The sequence below is a fragment of the Halorubrum sp. CGM5_25_10-8B genome (assembly GCF_005435095.1).
Taxonomy (GTDB): Archaea; Halobacteriota; Halobacteria; order Halobacteriales; family Haloferacaceae; genus Halorubrum; species Halorubrum ezzemoulense.
In genome coordinates this window covers 37,413-52,918 of record NZ_SGTY01000011.1, presented here as the reverse complement: position 1 = coordinate 52,918, position 15,506 = coordinate 37,413, and the positions used below count along the sequence as shown (strand labels likewise).

Annotated in this window: 11 protein-coding genes and 1 tRNA gene; 4 read left to right on the top strand and 8 right to left on the bottom strand. The window is 69.4% G+C overall.

The genetic code is table 11. The features are described 5' to 3' along the window. Position 1: 1 nt before the first annotated feature. Positions 2–1,885 (bottom strand): Glu-tRNA(Gln) amidotransferase subunit GatE, encoded by a 1,884-nt coding sequence (gatE, locus tag EXE51_RS11685; protein ID WP_137692709.1) that lies wholly within the window; start codon positions 1,883–1,885, stop codon positions 2–4. A gap of 559 nt (positions 1,886–2,444) precedes the next feature. Next, a tRNA-Leu gene (locus EXE51_RS11680) sits at positions 2,445–2,529 on the bottom strand. Positions 2,530–2,713: 184 nt separating this feature from the next. Here EXE51_RS11680 and EXE51_RS11675 point away from each other — a divergent pair. Next, positions 2,714–3,274, top strand: coding sequence for a DUF420 domain-containing protein (locus tag EXE51_RS11675; RefSeq protein WP_086215564.1), 561 nt, complete (start codon positions 2,714–2,716; stop codon positions 3,272–3,274). Between the two features lie 20 nt (positions 3,275–3,294). On the opposite strand, the gene EXE51_RS11670 is transcribed toward EXE51_RS11675, so the two are convergent. The 6 genes from EXE51_RS11670 to EXE51_RS11645 form a co-directional block, all read right to left on the bottom strand. After that, on the bottom strand, positions 3,295–3,999 hold the full coding sequence (locus tag EXE51_RS11670; protein ID WP_094495292.1) for a halocyanin domain-containing protein: 705 nt from the start codon (positions 3,997–3,999) through the stop codon (positions 3,295–3,297). Between the two features lie 99 nt (positions 4,000–4,098). Further along, positions 4,099–5,598, bottom strand: a complete 1,500-nt coding sequence (purF, locus tag EXE51_RS11665; protein ID WP_049929348.1) for an amidophosphoribosyltransferase — start codon at positions 5,596–5,598, stop codon at positions 4,099–4,101. A 115-nt stretch (positions 5,599–5,713) separates the two neighbouring features. Continuing rightward, positions 5,714–6,106 carry a DUF5820 family protein gene (locus tag EXE51_RS11660; RefSeq protein ID WP_094552583.1) on the bottom strand — a complete coding sequence of 131 codons (393 nt, stop codon included), beginning with the start codon at positions 6,104–6,106 and terminating at the stop codon, positions 5,714–5,716. Positions 6,107–6,181: 75 nt separating this feature from the next. Then, on the bottom strand, positions 6,182–8,368 hold the full coding sequence (gene rqcH / locus EXE51_RS11655; protein ID WP_089307550.1) for a ribosome rescue protein RqcH: 2,187 nt from the start codon (positions 8,366–8,368) through the stop codon (positions 6,182–6,184). Positions 8,369–8,442: 74 nt separating this feature from the next. Further along, entirely contained in the window at positions 8,443–9,771 is a 1,329-nt protein-coding gene (locus EXE51_RS11650) for a S8 family serine peptidase (RefSeq protein WP_137692708.1), read from the bottom strand. A 196-nt stretch (positions 9,772–9,967) separates the two neighbouring features. Beyond that, on the bottom strand, positions 9,968–11,698 hold the full coding sequence (locus EXE51_RS11645) for a tRNA uridine(34) 5-carboxymethylaminomethyl modification radical SAM/GNAT enzyme Elp3 (RefSeq protein ID WP_089307548.1): 1,731 nt from the start codon (positions 11,696–11,698) through the stop codon (positions 9,968–9,970). A gap of 126 nt (positions 11,699–11,824) precedes the next feature. On the opposite strand from EXE51_RS11645, the gene thiC reads away from it, so the two are divergent. The 3 genes from thiC (at position 11,825) to EXE51_RS11630 (ending at position 15,499) form a co-directional block, all read left to right on the top strand. Then, positions 11,825–13,261 carry a phosphomethylpyrimidine synthase ThiC gene (thiC, locus tag EXE51_RS11640; protein ID WP_137692737.1) on the top strand — a complete coding sequence of 479 codons (1,437 nt, stop codon included), beginning with the start codon at positions 11,825–11,827 and terminating at the stop codon, positions 13,259–13,261. 105 nt (positions 13,262–13,366) lie between these two features. Further along, positions 13,367–14,881 (top strand): DUF790 family protein, encoded by a 1,515-nt coding sequence (locus EXE51_RS11635; RefSeq protein ID WP_089307546.1) that lies wholly within the window; start codon positions 13,367–13,369, stop codon positions 14,879–14,881. An 84-nt stretch (positions 14,882–14,965) separates the two neighbouring features. After that, positions 14,966–15,499 (top strand): DoxX family protein, encoded by a 534-nt coding sequence (locus EXE51_RS11630; protein ID WP_049929340.1) that lies wholly within the window; start codon positions 14,966–14,968, stop codon positions 15,497–15,499. The last annotated feature ends 7 nt before the right edge of the window (positions 15,500–15,506 follow it).

The following is a 15,506-nucleotide window of genomic DNA, read 5'->3' as shown; positions in this document are numbered from 1 at the left end:
GTTACGAGCGCTTGCCGATCTCCTCGCGAAGCACGTCGGAGACGACCTCCCCGTCGGCCTTCCCGCGGAGCGCGCCCATCGCCTCGCCCATCAGCCCGGAGAACGCCCCCATCCCCTCGGCCTCGATCTGGTCCGCATTGCGCTCGACGACCTCGACGACCGCCTCGCGGACCTCCGCCTCGCTCACGCCCGAGAGGCCCGCCGCCTCGACGGCCTCGCTCGCCGTCAGATCGGGGTCCTCGGCGAGCGTCGTCAGCACCTCGGGGACGCCCTCCTTCGCGAGGTCGCCCGACTCGACGAGGTCGAACAGCGCGAGGAAGTGGTCGTCGGTGAGGTGCTCGACGGGCGCGCCGCCGCGCCGGATCTCCGTCGTCGTCGACTCCAGCGTCGTCGCAGCGAAGGTGGGGTCGACGCCGCGGTCGACCGCCGCCTCGAACAGCGGGAACCGCTGGCCGAACGCGACCTGCTCGGCGAGCCCGGCGTCGAGGCCGAACTCGTCGGCGTACCGTTCGGCCTTCTCGTCGAGGAGTTCCGGCGTCTCCACGTCCGAGGGGTCCGGTTCCACCGGCGGCACGTCCGTCTCGGGGTACATCCGCGCGGCGCCCGGGAGCGGGCGGAGGTAGCGGGTCGTGCCGTCGTCGTTCGCGCCGCGGGTCTCCTCGGGGACGCCCTCCATCGCGGCCTCGGCGCGCTCCGCGGCCGCCTCGATCGCGAGGTCGGCGGTCTCCGGGTCGGCCGCGACGATGGCGACCGCGTCCGCCTCGCCCGCGCCGACCGCATCGCGTAGCGCGTCGACCTCCGCCTCGGTGACGCCGTACGCCGGCAGTTCGTCGGTGTGGAAGATGCCGCCCGCGCCGTGGCGCTTCGCGTGGTCCGACAGCTCCGTGCCGAGCCGGCGGTCGGGCTGGAGTTCGCGGCCAACGAGGCCGTCGAACCCGAACAGCGGGACCGCGGTGACCTTCCCGCCAGAGTCGAGCGCGCCGCGGATGACGCCCGACTCGGTGTCGGCGAAGACGTCGGTCGCGTCCGTCACGTCGCCGACGCTCGCGTCGCGTTCGCGGAGTTCGTCGCGGATTTCGAGCAGCTCCGCCTGTCGGCCCACCTCGCCGCGGACGATGTCCTCGATCCCTTGGAGGTCCTGAACGCCCTTCACCTCGACGCGCGCGCCGTCGGCGATGGAGACGTTCACGTCCTGCCGGATGGTGCCGAGTCCGCGCTTGACCGCGCCCGTCGAGCGAAGCAGCATCCCGATGCGCTCGGCGGCCTGCCGCGCGCCCTCCGGGCTGCGGATGTCCGGGCCCGTCCCGATCTCGACGAGGGGGACGCCGAGCCGGTCGAGCGAGTAGACGACGCCGTCGTCCGTCTCTTCGACGCGCTTCGCGGACTCCTCTTCGAGCATGAGGTCGACGACCGACACCGACCCGGACTCCGTCTCGATCTCGCCGTCCTGCCCGAGGAGGATCGAGCGCTGGAAGCCGGAGGTGTTCGAGCCGTCGATGACGAGCTTCCGCATGACGTGCGCCTGGTCGACGACCGAGAGGTCGAGCAGGTCGGCGATCTGGAGCGCCACGGAGAGCGCCTCGCCGTCGACGCGGCGGGGCGGTTCGTCGTCCTCCTCGACGAGGCAGGTCGTGTCGTACGCGAGATAGGTGAACTCGCGGTCGACGCGGCTCTCTTCCATCGCGGCGTCGTCCAGCTCGCCCAGTTCGCTCTTCGTCGGGTGGAGCTGTCGGGTGATCGACCGGTCGGACTCGTCGGGGTCGCGCTCGACGGTCGGGGAGTCGCAGAACAGCTTGGTCTCGGTGTCGAGCTGCTGGTGGATCTCCAGCCCGGCGACGAGCCCCAGTTCCTCGTAGTCGTACTCGGGGGTCGCGTCCGTACTCATTACGCCACACTCCGACGGCGCGCGACTAAAAGGGTGGCAGTTCGCGCGGGCGAGGCGACAATCAGCAACAAACAGCCGATGCGGTGGCGCGTGCCTGCGATCGACCGCCCCCGGCGGCCGCGAAGCCAGCACGCGCGAGGGAGTCGGTGGTCCGGAGCGAAGCGGAGGACCACCGACAGGGCGAGAGCCCCGCTCTCGCTTGCAACCGGAGATCGTCCGGTGACGAGGCTGGGGAGGCGTGAGGCGCGGTGCTGTGCTGGGCGGGACTCGAAGGGGCAGTCGCGAGGGCGGCGCAGGCGACGTAAGCACCGTAGTGAGTGAGCGAAGCGAACGAACGAGGAGCGCAGCGAGCGTGCGCCGCCCTCGCGACTGGGGCTTTGGAGGTGGTCGCCGCCGGTCCACGAGTAACGATTTATAACCGAGCGGCCGGGGCTGTGGGGCAGTTCACGACCGCAGCATTCGGATCGTAGTCGTCACTTCTCACGTAGCATCGAAAGGAATTGTGCGTGGGTGCTGTCGTAGAGACAACACCGGCATCGGTGGGGTGTGCCCCGAGCGATGCGTGGGACCGGATTTGAACCGGCGGACCTCTACAGGACAGCGCCCTCAACGCTGCGCCGTTGGCCTGGCTTGGCTACCCACGCTCGCGGTGTTCTGTCGCGTCTCCACGTACCCTGTCCCCAATTAAAAGCCCTTCCATTCGAGGGAGCCGTGCCGGGGTTTCGCAGACCGGCGGGCGGCGCGCCGCCGTCCCGATCCGGCGACCGCGACCGGAACGCGTCGACCGCAACCGGCACGCGTTTGGGGGTCGCGTCCCTCCGTCCTGGCATGTCCGACTGGGCCCGCGAGAACGTCTCCGTGTTGACCGCCGTCGCCTCCGGCGTCGCGCTCGCGCTCGTCTTCGGCGCGGTGGGCGGCGTGATCCCGAGTTCGCTGCTCCCGCGCGCGAGCGACGCCGTCCTCGCCGCGATCCCGCACTTCAACGCCGCCGTCTCCGCGACGGCGATCGCAACGATCCTGCTCGGCTGGCGGGCGATCTCCCGCGGGAACGTGACGCGTCATCGGAACTTCATGGTGACCTCGTTCGCGCTGTTCGCCGCGTTCCTCGGGGCGTACCTATACCGACTGATCCACGTCGGCACCACCGAGTTCCCCGGGCCGGAGCTCGTCTACTCGTACGTGTACCTCCCCTTCCTCGCGATCCACATCCTGCTCGCGATCGTCTGCGTCCCCTTCGTCTTCCACGCGCTGTTCCTCGCGGCGACGCGCCCGTACGCGGACCTCTATCAGACGCGGCACTCGCAGGTCGGGTTCGTCGGCGCCGTCCTCTGGCTGATCTCCTTCACGATGGGGATCGGCGTGTACCTGCTGCTGTACCACATCTACTGAGGAAAGACGCGAGAAGAGGACTACGCGTTCCGCTCTGCCTTCTTGTGTGCCGCGTAGAACAGCGGGACGAGCAGCGCGCCGGCGAAGCCGAACCCGAGCGCCAGCGTTCCGATGTCGCTCGCGGAGAGACCGCCGTCGGACCCGCCCGAGTCGCCGCTCCCGGAGCCACCGTCGCCGCCGTCGCCGCCAGAGCCACCGCCGCTGCCGGAGCCGCCCTCGGCCTGCGGGTCGACGAGGTCGTCGTCGACGGACCCGACAGCCACGACGCCCTTCATTCCGACCGCCCGGTGGGGTTCACAGAGGTAATTGAACGTGTCACCGTCGCTCGCGTCCTCGAAGGTGTACTCGAAGGTCGTGCCCTCCTCCGAGACGGGCGAGCCGCTGTCGAACGTGCCATCGTCCGCGACGACGTTGTGACCGCCGCCCTGTCCGGTCCACTCCCAGACGACGGTCGCGCCCGGGTCGATGAGGATGGCGGCGGGGCCGAAGCGGAGCCCGTTCTCGCCCGCGCCGACCGAGACGGTGACCTCGTCCTGCCCGCGGTAGTCGTGAGTACCGTCGTAGTTGCTGACGCCCTCGAGCCACCCGTCGTACTGGGCGGCGGCGGTCCCGCTTCCGGCCGCGACCCCCGCCGCGACCGCCGCTCCGGCGGCCCCGGCGCGGAAGAATCCGCGGCGGCTCATCGACGCGGCGTCGCCCTCGGCGGCGTCGGTGTTCCCTGTCATGCTCGCACCTCTGACCGTGATCGTATTTAAGCCCCCGATACGTTCCGAGCGGGCGGCCCGGCGGCGAACGTGTGCGGGGCCGGCGCCGAGTCGGAAGGGTCAGTCGTCCGCCGGCGTCGGGTCCGATACCGGCGCGTCGACATCACGGTCGGTCGCCTCGCCCTCGACGTCGAAGGGGTACTCGCCGGTGACGCAGCCGAGACAGAGGTCCGCGCGGCTCTCGCCGAGCGCCTCCGCGACCGCGTCGATGGAGAGGTACGAGAGCGAGTCGGCGCCCACCTCCTCGCGGATCTCCTCGGTCGAGGCGTCGGCGGCGATGAGTTCGTCGCGCGTGGCCATGTCGATGCCGAAGTAGCAGGGGGCGAGGATCGGCGGCGCGCCGATCCGGAGGTGGACCTCCTCGGCGCCGGCCTCGCGGACCAGCTCGACGAGCTGCGTCGATGTCGTCCCGCGGACGATGGAGTCGTCGATGATGGTGACCGACTTCCCCTCCACGGTCGACCGGATCGGGTTCAGCTTCAGCCGGACGGCGCGCTCGCGCTCGTCCTGCGTCGGCATGATGAACGTCCGGCCCACGTACCGGTTCTTCATCAGCCCCTCGGCGAACTCCACGCCGCCGTCGTCCGCCGGCCGCGGCTCGCCGGCGGCCGTGGTCTCGCCCGCCGCGTCCGCGTAGCCGGAGGCGAAGGCGCGCCCGGAGTCGGGGACGGGCATCACCACGTCGGACTCGACGCCGGACTCCTCCCAGAGCTTCCGGCCGAGCTTCCGGCGCACCTCGTACACGAGGCTCTCGTCGATGACGGAGTCGGGGCGCGCGAAGTAGACGTGTTCGAAGAAACAGTGGGCGGTCGCGTCGCGCTCGACCAACTGATACGTGTCGTACCCCGTGCCGTCGGGGTCGAGGACGACGAGCTCGCCGGGTCGGACGTCGCGGATCAGCTCCCCGTCGAGCGTGTCGATGGCGGCCGACTCGCTGGCGAGGACGTAGCCGCCGTCGATCTTCCCGAGACACAGCGGGCGGTTGCCAAGCGGGTCGCGGACGCCCAGCACGGTGTCGTCGTGGGTGATCGCCAGCGAGTAGGAGCCGTGGATGCGGTTCATCGTGTGTTTGACCGCCCGCACGAGGTCCTCTTCGAGGAGGTTCCGCGCGAGGTCGTGGGCGATCACCTCGGTGTCGCCGTCGGAGGTGAACGCGTGGCCCGCGGCCGCGAGCTCCTCGCGCACTTCGTCGGCGTTGACGAGGTTCCCGTTGTGGGAGAGCCCGAGCGAGCCGGACTTGAACGACACCGAGAAGGGCTGCGCGCAGCTCTTGTCAAGGCTCCCGGCGGTCGGGTAGCGGACGTGGCCGATGCCCGTGCCGCCCGACAGCGACGCGAGGTCCCCCTCCTCGAAGGCGTCGCCGACGAGGCCGCGCTCGACGTGGCTGTGCTGCTGGAACCCGTCGTGCGTGACGATGCCGGCCGACTCCTGGCCGCGGTGTTGGAGCGCGTACAGCGCGTAGTACAGCGGTCGCGCGGCCTCCCGGTCCTCGAGCGAGACGCCGACGACGCCGCACTTCTCTCGCGGTTCGTCGCCGCCGTAGTCCCCACCGGCGTTCATGTACGCGAGGGTGAGGCGGGCGGCGATAAAAATCCTCGTGTTCGTGGCGTATCGCTCCGCTAATCGTGCGATGATATACGCGATCGTGGATAAATCTCGGCTCGCCGGCGCGTCGTTACGCCCCCTCTTCAGCACCGACGAACTCGTCGAGGCGCGCGAAGTACGCCTCGCGGGGCACCTGATACGCGTCCCGGTAATCGATCTCGCCCGCGACGAACCGTTCCGCGACATCGACCGCGCCGGCCGCACCCGCCTCGCGGCTCTCGTGCGTCTCCGCGACCGCCTCAATTTCGGGCTCCAAGAAGAGGACGACGTGCCACTCGTCAGTCGCGTACTGGCCCGAACCGGGCCGCGCGTTGCGGGAGCCGTTCGTCAGGTAGATCGTCGGGAGACACTCGTCCGGGAGGTCTCCGCTCCCGAAGACATCGGGTCGGTAGACGAGGATCGCCCGGCCGCTGGGCTCCTCGTTCCACACCCGCCACCCCTCCGGCAGCGATTCGAAGGTCATAGCCTCGCCTCGGTCGCGGAGGCTTGAAAACGTCGCGCTCGGGGAGAAGAATCGTTCCGCGGTCGACGGGGGGCCTCAGTCGACGATGTCCGATCCGCCCGGCGGGAGGAACTCCTGTAGCTGGTCCGCGCTCGCGACCTTCCGCACGAACGACTGGTCCGCGAACCGCTCTTTCAGATTCCGGTACGCCATCATCGCGGCGTCGTTCTGCGCGTACATCCCCGGTTCGAAGGTGAGGTGCGCGGCCGCGCGGTCGACGACGGCCGACGGCGGGCCGCCGATGGCGCGGGTGACCGGCTCGCACTGGACGCCGACGGCGATCCGGCAGGGGACGTCCTCGAAGTACGTCCGGTCGCCGCGGATCACGAAGCTCCCCTTCTCGATGTACTCGCCGCTCTCGGGGGTCTTCGACACCTGGTCGGGGTCGACCATGTACGCGTCGCCCGCGCCGCGGCCATCCTTCCAGTCAGACGAGTAGGAGACGGCGAACTGCGCGGCCTCCCGCAGGGTCTCCTCCGAGAAGTCGACCGGATCGGCCGACTCCGACGGGCCCGAGGCCTTGAGGATCGTCACCGGCCCCCCGTGCGCCTGCGTGTGGAAGAACCGATCGTGTTTACCCATGTACTTCTTCACCAACTCCTCGTTCTGGTCGGCGTTGCGCCCGCCGATGACGAGGTAGCCGGTCGAGGTGCGGAACCAGCGGAACCGCTCGAACCAGTCGTCCGGGCTGCGGATCGGGATCGAAGAGCGGGAGAGCCAGTCGGTCTCGTACGCCTCGTCGTCGTCCTCGTCGTCGCCCTCTTCCTCGCCGCCGTCGTCGGCCGCCTGCTGTTCCTCCCACTCCGCCTTCCGTTCCTTGACCGCCTCCAGCTCCTCGCGGGTGGACTCGATCGCCGCCATCGCCCCCTCCTTCTTCTCCTCGACGCGTTTCGCCTCCCGGTAGAGGCGGTCGGCGTTGACCTCGACGCCCTCGCTCGCGTCGACCTCGACGCGGACGGGGTCGCCGTCATCGTCCTCGAGTTCCACCGTTACCGTCCCCTCGCCGCCGTCGACGTCGACGACGGCCTCCGCGGCCGGAATCCCCCGCTCCGCGCCGGCGTCGAGCGTCTCCGCGATCTCGTCCCACGGCACCTCGTTCTCGCGGGCCTCCCGCACCGTCGAGATCACCTCGTCGACGAGGTCGTAGTTCGCGTACAGCAGCTCCGCGCGCTCGCGCTCCGCCTGCGCCTGTTCCTCGAACCCCTCGATCGCGCCGCGCTGCTGTTCGATGATCCGCTCCTGTTTGGCGATCTCCTCCTCGAAGTCCGGGCGGGAGGCGCTCGCGTCGGCGGGGGCCTCGCCGTCGCCGGTCTCCTCGCTCCCCAGCCGGTGGAAGTACTCGTCGACGGCGGCGTTGAAGGAGTCGAACCCCACGCTCGGCAGGTCCTCGTGCTCCGCGAGCGGGAAGGGGGTCACGTCGACCACGCGGGGGTCGGCGTCACCGGCGCCGCCGTCGCTCCCGTCGCCGTCGATCGATTCCTCGTACACTCGGGGGTCGATGTCGCCCGAGCGGAGCCGTTCGTCGATCCGGGAGAGGGCGTCGTGGAGCGCCCCGAGTTGGTCGTCCGTCGCCTCCTCGATGGGCGTCTCCTTCGGCACGCCGGCGCGGGTGCACACCTCCTCGGCGTAGAGGCCGCCGAGGTTCAACTGCGTGGCGAGGGTGCGCACCACGTCGCTGTCCGACTCGCGCATGTGCCGGTCGAACCCGCCGCGGCTCACGTCAAGGGGGTTGAGCCGCGAGGCAGGGTACTCGTACTGCGAGCCGGGCGCCACCGTCCGGGACTTCAGCCGGACCGTCGACAGCGCCCCGATCACCTCGCCCGTCTCGTCGAGCGCGGCGACGTTGCCCTGCCCGAACAGCTCGGCGACGAGCGTCGTGTTCTGGTCCTCGCGCTCAAACTCGAAGGTGAGGATGCGGTCGAACTCGTACTGCTCGACGCCCGCGAAGTCCGCGCCGGACAGCCGGTTCCGGAGCATCTTCGCGAAGTTCGGCGGGCGGCCCGGCGCGTCCGCGACGTGGTCTGGGTCGGCGGCGTGCGCGCGTTTGATCTCTCCGACCTCGATCATGAGCTCAACGCGGCCGCGGTCGAAGTCGCGCAGCTTCAGCCGGAGCAGGTCGTCGTCGTAGAGGTACGCCTTGTCGACCTTCGCGCCCTCGTACCGATTCAGCTCGGTGACGAGGGCCGCGAGGTCGATGCTCGACAGCTCCCGCTTCTGGTCCATACCTGATAGAGACCGCCGGGGCGGAAAAAGGCGTGTCGTTGTGGGATTCAGCGCGACGGTCGGCTCCCCACGCGTCAGTTACCGTTGCCTTTCCCCTTGCCGCTGGCGAGGCGCTCGACGGTGTTGAGCGCGTTGATGATCCCGGCACCGAACTCCGAGTCGCTCTTGCCGTTCGCCCCCTCGGCGCCCTTCTGGATCGCCTGCTCGATCCGGCTCGCATTCGCGTTCGGTTCGAGTTCGCGGACGAGTGCAGCGAGGCCGGCGACCTGCGGGGCTGCCATGGAAGTGCCGGCCTTGTACCCGTACGCTCCCTGTTCGACGGGGATTGTCGACAGCACGAGGTTCGTCGGGAATGGCCACTCGACGCCGTCGGGGTCTTCGACCAGCGTCTTCTCCAGCGTTTCGTACCCACCGCCCGGCGCGGCGATGTCGATGTCGCTCGTGCCGAAGTTCGAGTAGAAGGAGAGCGTGTCCGCGGGCGAGGTCGCACTGACGGTGAACGCCGCCGGGACGCTGTTCGGCAGGGTGAAGCCGCTCCCCTGAAGGCTCCCCGAGTCGTTGCCGGCGCTCCCCGTGATCACGGTCCCACGCCGGACCGCGCTCTGGAACACGGTCTGGACCTCCGCCTTGAGCTTGTTTAGCTCCGATCCCGGCTGCTGAACGCCCGGGATTCCGAGGCTGAAGTTCGCCGCGTCGGCGCCGATCTCTGCCGCGTAGTCGATGCCAGCGAGGATGTCACCGAACGTCGCGCCGCCCTCTGCGGGGAACACGCGAACCGGGATCAGCTCCGTGTCCGGGGCGGTACCGACGACGCCGGATTCGCCCGTGGCGCCGACGGTTCCGGCGACGTGCGTGCCGTGAGATCCAGAGTCGTCGGGCCCGATCTCCGGTACGTCGTCGTCGGCGACGAAGGCTTGGCCGAGCTCCTCGTTGACGTTTCCGAGGTCCGGGTGGTTCAGGTCAATCCCGGTGTCGACGATCGCGACGCGCGTTCCCTCCCCGGTCGCGTACTCGTGGGCCTCGAAGACGTCGGTGATCTCCTTGTCCCACTGGAGGTCGGACAGCGCGGCGCCCTCGCTCGGCGGGGTCTCGTCGGCCGCCTCGGTGTTGACTTCCGGCTCGTCGAGTTCGAGCTTCAGGTCCGGATTCGCCGCTTTGACGCCCTTGACCGACTCGATGTCGGCGGCTGCGTCGCTCGGACCGACCGCGACCAGCACGTCACCGTCGGCGAGCTCGTGACGGACCTCGAACCCCGCGTCCGTGACGGCGTCGGCGACGCCGTTCCCGTTCGCACCGACGATATACTGCGTCTGTCCGTCCGCGGCCGACGCAGTTCCTGTGATCGTCGCCGTCGCGGCGAGCCCGGCAACCCCCTTCACGAAAGTTCGTCGTTCGAAATTCATGTGAGTAGTCCTCGTGTGACGAGGTACCGATATTGTATCCTGATAGAGTATAAATGTTCATCAATGAATGACTCTGTACTAATCTAAATCCAAGTAAACAGAAAGGCGGTGGTCGCCAGAAACGTCAGTCGACGACGGTACGCGACGGGGGAGCGACTCCCGACGGAAGCGGGCGTGGGTTCGGTCGGCCGAGGGCCTACAGCCGCTTCGACACGTACGGCCCGTCCTGCCGGTAGCCGAGCTTGTTGCGGTAGTACTCGCGGGCGCCGATACCGGAGATGACCGCGACCTTGTCGTAGCCCGCGTCGCGAGAGAGCTCCTCGGCGCGTTCGAGCAGCTTCGTCCCGTACCCCTTATGCTGCCAGTCGCCGTCGCCGCCGATGCCGACCTCGGTGCCGTACACGTGGAGCTCGCGGATCAGCGCGGCGTCTTCGAGCTCCGGCCGGATCGGGTCGCTCTCGGTTCCCGGCGCGCCCGGCTGGTCGGGGGCGAACGAGGGGAACCGAAGCCGACAGAAGCCGACGAGCAGGTCGCGCACGGGGTCCTCGAAGGCGATGAAGTGTTCCGTGCCGCCGCCGGCCTCGTAGGTGGTGACCGAGAGTTCCACGTCGTCCGGGTCAGGGTCGGCGTCGTTGTGGCCCACTTCGCGGGCGCGGATGTCGCGCTGGACGATCCCCTTCTCCTCGGCGCGCTGGGCGGCGAGCTGTCGGAGGTTCGACTTCTGGACGCCCGCGTCGATGAAGTCGGCCGGGATGTCGCGCTGGACGCGCTGGAGCCGCGTGTACTTCGGGATCAGGTCCATCACGTCGGCGACGAGGTCGGCCGCCTCCTCGCTCGTGAGCGGGTCGAAGTCGTCGCGCCGCCACCGGTCGTACACCCGCGTCCCCTCGACGACGAGCGTGGGGTAGATCTTCAGGTAGTCGGGGCGCCAGTCGGGGTTCTCGAACAGCTGCCGGAAGTCCTCCAGACACATCTCGCGGGTCATCCCGGGCTGGCCCGGCATCATGTGGAAGCCGACTTTGAACGCGGCGTCGCGCAGGCGGCGGTTGGCGTTCCGGCTCGCCTCGTTGCCGTGGCCGCGGTGCATCTCGCGGTTGATCCGCTCGTAGGTGGTCTGGACGCCGACCTCGACCTTCGTGCCGCCGAGGTCGAGCATCCGGTCGATCTGCTCCGGGTCGCACCAGTCGGGCTTCGTCTCGAAGGTGGTGCCGATGTTGCGGATCGGATTCGTCTCGTTCTCGGCGATCACGTCTTCGAGGTACTCGAACTCGGTCTCCTCGGGCGCGGGCGCGAACGACTCGCCCTCCGCGGGCTCCGGCTCCTTGTCGAGGTCGTAGTCGTTCATCGCCTGGAGCGCGCGCTTGACGAACCACTCCTGGTAGTCGTGCGAGCGCGCGGTCATCGTCCCGCCCATGAGGATGAGCTCCACCTTGTCGACGGGGTGGCCGATCTTGCGGAGCTGTTCGAGCCGGAGCGTGACCTGCCCGTACGGGTCGTAGTCGTTCTGCTCGCCGCGGGCCGCCGCGGGCTCGTGGCCCGTGTACGACTGCGCGGAGGAGAACTCTGAGGCCGGGCCGCCCGGGCAGTAGAGGCACTTCCCGTGCGGGCACAGTTCGGGGGAAGTCATGATCGCCACGGGGGAGACCCCGGACGCGGTCCGGACGGGCTTGCGCTGGACCACCTCGATCACGTCGTCGCGGTGCTCCGTCGGTGCGTGGTCGAGGATCTCGGTGTTCTTCGGCACCTTGGGGGAGCCGAACTCCGAGCAGGCGTCGAGCTTGGCGCGTTCGAGGTCGTCGCGCTCGATCTCGCCGTCGAGGATCCTGTCGACGAGGTGTTCGCAGGTGCGGACGAACGCCTCGGAGTCGGTGGGGTCCCCGGAAGCGGCGTCGTCGGACTCGGCGTCGCCCGCCGCGTCGGTACTCATTACTCTCCGATCCGCGAGTTTTGGGGTTAAGCGTGTCGCACCCGGGCGCCGACTCGGTGCGCCGAGCCGTTTACCACAGAATATATTAGTTAGTGGTATTACCGAGTGATTATGCCAGCGACACAGATGGAGCGGGCGCGACGCGGCGAGGTCACCTCCGCGATCGAACGCGCGGCGGCGCGCGAGAACCGCGATCCGGAGTTCGTTCGCGAGGCGGTCGCCGAGGGGCGCGCGGTGATTCCGAACAACCACGCGCACGGCGCGCTCGACCCGATGGTCATCGGCCGGGCGTTCGCCACGAAGGTCAACGCGAACATCGGGAACAGCGAGACGACGAGCGGCCGGGAGGAGGAGCTCGAAAAGCTCCACGCGGCGGTCCACTACGGCGCCGACACGGTGATGGACCTCTCGACGGGCAACGAGCTGGACGCGACCCGCGAGGCCAACGTCGCGCACTCGCCGGTGCCGGTCGGGACGGTCCCGATCTACGAGGCGGTCAAGCGGGCCGAGTCCGCCGAGGCGATCACCCGCGAGCTCCTGCTCGACGTCATCGAGAAACAGGCGCGGCAGGGCGTCGACTACATGACGGTCCACGCGGGGATACTGATGGAACACCTCCCGCTGACCGACGGCCGGAAGACGGGGATCGTCTCGCGAGGGGGGTCGATCCTCGCGCAGTGGATGGAGGAGAACGGGTCGCAGAACCCGCTGTACGCGAATTTCGAGGCGATATGTGAGATATTCGCCGAACACGACGTGACGGTCTCGCTCGGGGACGGCCTCCGGCCGGGCTGTGTGGCCGACGCGAGCGACGAGGCGCAGTTCGCCGAGCTCGACACCCTCGGAGACCTCACGCGGACCGCGTGGGACCACGGCGTCCAGGTAATGGTGGAGGGCCCCGGCCACGTCCCGCTGGACGATATCGCGGAGAACGTCGAGCGGCAGCAGGCGGTGTGCGACGGAGCGCCGTTCTACGTCCTCGGCCCGCTGGTGACGGACGTGGCGCCGGGGTACGACCACATCACGAGCGCGATCGGCGCGACCGAGGCCGCGCGGGCCGGCGCGGCCATGCTGTGCTATGTGACGCCGAAGGAGCACCTCGGACTGCCGGAGCCCGAGGACGTGCGGGACGGTCTCGCCGCGTATCGTATCGCGGCGCACGCGGCCGACGTGGCGAACGACCTCCCCGGCGCGCGCGACTGGGACGACGCGCTCTCTGAGGCGCGGTACGAGTTCGACTGGCGGCGCCAGTTCGACCTCGCGCTCGACCCCGAGCGCGCGCGGTCGTATCACGACCAGACGCTTCCGGGAGACAACTACAAGGAGGCCCGCTTCTGCTCGATGTGCGGCGCGGAGTTCTGCTCGATGCGGATCGATCAGGACGCCCGAGACGCGGACGGCGAGATGGCGTCGATAGCGGGATCAGAGGGGACGGACCTCGACGCGTCGCCGGCCGCGAGCGTGAACCTCCCGCCGGTCGGGACCCACGACACGAGCCGCGTGCCGGAGCGGATCGATGTCGAGGGAGTAACGTTCACCCCGGAGACCACGGACGACGACTGATGCGGGCGGAGGGGCCGATGCGGGCGAGCCGCGGCCACAAGCGCGCGTCGGCGCGGGAGCGTCGAACCCGGCCGGTTTTAGGCCGCCACGCCCGTAGCCGCCGCCGTGCTACGGAAGGACCTCCTGCGCGTCTCCCGGGCGGGCGGCGGCTACCGCCCGCAGTTCACCGGGCGGGAACATCGGCCGCTCGCGGCGCGCGTGCTCGGGGCGTTCGAGTCGCACGTCGGCGAGCGCCGCGGCGACCTCGACGACGCGCTGGCGGACTTGGAGGCCGACGCGGCCGCGCGGAACGGCGACTTCAAGCTCGTCCGCGGGCTGGCGGCGCTCGTCGAGCGCGAGTGCGAGTTCGAGACGCGCGCGGCCGTCCCGCCGCGTCGCGTCCGGCGGGCCGCGTTCGAGGCCGCGGAGGCGGTCGGCGTCGCGAGCGAGGCGGAGCGAGAGACCGCGGTCGACCGCGCGGCCGACGCGCTTGGGATCGACTCGAGGGACGTGTCGGCGTCGCTGTACGCCGACCGCGACGTGAATCGGGTACTCGTCGACGCCGACGTGCGCTGGGACCCCGACACGCTGCTGGAGCAGTACGACCTCTCTCTGGCCCAGACTACGCTGTTCGACGCCACCGAGGTCAGAGTGCGGTCGAACGACCCGAAGCGGCTCGTCTCGGCGGTGAAGCGCCTGCGGCTGATGTACGAACTGGAGCAGACTCCCGAAGGCCGGGAGCTCGTCGTCACCGGGCCTGACGCGCTGTTCTCGCGCACCCGACGGTACGGGACCGCCTTCGCGAGACTGCTCCGGACCGCCGCGGAGTCCGCCGAGTGGTCGCTGGAGGCGACGATCGACGACCGCGGCCGCGAGCGAACGATGCGGCTCTCGGACGGCGACGTGACCGTGCCCGACGTGGAGCCGGTGGCGGAGCCCGACTTCGACAGCGGGGTCGAAGCGGACTTCGCCGGTCGGTTCCGCGGGCTCGACCTCGACTGGACCCTCGTCCGCGAGCCGGAACCCCTCGAAACCGGCGCGAGCGTCATGATCCCGGACTTCGCGTTCGACTACGACCACGCCGACTTCCGGCTGTTCTTCGAGGTCATGGGCTTCTGGACCCCCGAGTACGTCGAGAAGAAGCTCGGCCAACTCGCTGACGTGGAGGACGTGGACCTGCTCGTCGCGGTCGACGAGAGCCTTGGCGTCGGCGAGGAGGTAGCCGCACGCGACCACCGCGTCGTCACCTACTCGGGCGCGGTCCGCGTGAAGGACGTGGTCGACGTGCTCCGCGAGTACGAGGCCGAGTTCGTCGCGGACGCCGCCGCCGCCCTCCCGGACGCCTTCGAACCGGCGGACGACGTGCTCCCCCTGCGGGACCTCGCCGACCGACACGGCGTGAGCGAGGCGGCGGTGGAGGGCGGGCCGTTCCCCGCCCACGAGCTCGTCGGCCGCACGCTGGTCAGACCGGCGGTGTTGGAGCGAATCGACGACGATATCGACGACGGGGCGGCGCTGTCCACGGTGGAGGCGACGCTGGACGAGTACGGCGTCGACGACGCGAGCGCAACCCTCTCGACGCTCGGCTACCGAGTTGAGTGGGAGGGGCTCGGCGGCGGAACGGTGAGACGGAAGGAGTAGTCCGCGGTTCGCGAATTACTCGTCGGTGACATTGGAGATAAGTTTATATATCCTAACCGAACATTTTCGCAACCGAGGTTACGCATGGTCACGAACATCCAAACGCAGCTGCTGGGCAGAGACGTATCGTTCCCGGTCGAGGAGTCGCGCTTCGCCTACTGGCTCGTCGTCTTGCGTCTGATCGTCGGGTGGTGGTTCCTCCACGCGGGACTCGACAAGTTCCTCGCGTGGCCGTTCGACGCGAGCTGGTTCGTCGGCGGCGCGGCGGCGCAGACGAGCCTCGGCCCGGTGGTCACGCTGTTCTCCGACGGGATCCTGTTGTCGTTCACGAACATCATGGTCCCCTTGGGACAGACGCTGATCGGGTTGGGGCTGATCGTCGGCGCGCTGACGCGGCTGGCGGCGTTCTTCGGCGCGTTCCTGATGACGTTCTTCTACTTCATCAACGGCGAGACCGGCGGCTGGGCCCACGGCGTGATCACCGGCGACCTGCTCGGGCTGCTGATCTTCGCGATGATCGCCACGCTCGGGGCCGGGCGCGTGCTCGGCGTCGACGCCTACCTCGCGAAGACGTCGTTCGTCAGGGACCACCCGCGGCTGCGGTACTTAATCGGCTAACGAGGTG

What these genes read in the sequence shown, in the direction of transcription:
- gatE (WP_137692709.1), bottom strand. Translation starts at nt 1,885, where the DNA reads ATGAGTACGGACGCGACCCCCGAGTACGACTACGAGGAACTGGGGCTC.
- EXE51_RS11660 (WP_094552583.1), bottom strand. Translation starts at nt 6,106, where the DNA reads ATGACCTTCGAATCGCTGCCGGAGGGGTGGCGGGTGTGGAACGAGGAG.
- EXE51_RS11670 (WP_094495292.1), bottom strand. Translation starts at nt 3,999, where the DNA reads ATGACAGGGAACACCGACGCCGCCGAGGGCGACGCCGCGTCGATGAGC.
- purF (WP_049929348.1), bottom strand. Translation starts at nt 5,598, where the DNA reads ATGAACGCCGGTGGGGACTACGGCGGCGACGAACCGCGAGAGAAGTGC.
- thiC (WP_137692737.1), top strand. Translation starts at nt 11,825, where the DNA reads ATGGAGCGGGCGCGACGCGGCGAGGTCACCTCCGCGATCGAACGCGCG.
- EXE51_RS11675 (WP_086215564.1), top strand. Translation starts at nt 2,714, where the DNA reads ATGTCCGACTGGGCCCGCGAGAACGTCTCCGTGTTGACCGCCGTCGCC.
- EXE51_RS11650 (WP_137692708.1), bottom strand. Translation starts at nt 9,771, where the DNA reads ATGAATTTCGAACGACGAACTTTCGTGAAGGGGGTTGCCGGGCTCGCC.
- rqcH (WP_089307550.1), bottom strand. Translation starts at nt 8,368, where the DNA reads ATGGACCAGAAGCGGGAGCTGTCGAGCATCGACCTCGCGGCCCTCGTC.
- EXE51_RS11645 (WP_089307548.1), bottom strand. Translation starts at nt 11,698, where the DNA reads ATGAGTACCGACGCGGCGGGCGACGCCGAGTCCGACGACGCCGCTTCC.
- EXE51_RS11630 (WP_049929340.1), top strand. Translation starts at nt 14,966, where the DNA reads ATGGTCACGAACATCCAAACGCAGCTGCTGGGCAGAGACGTATCGTTC.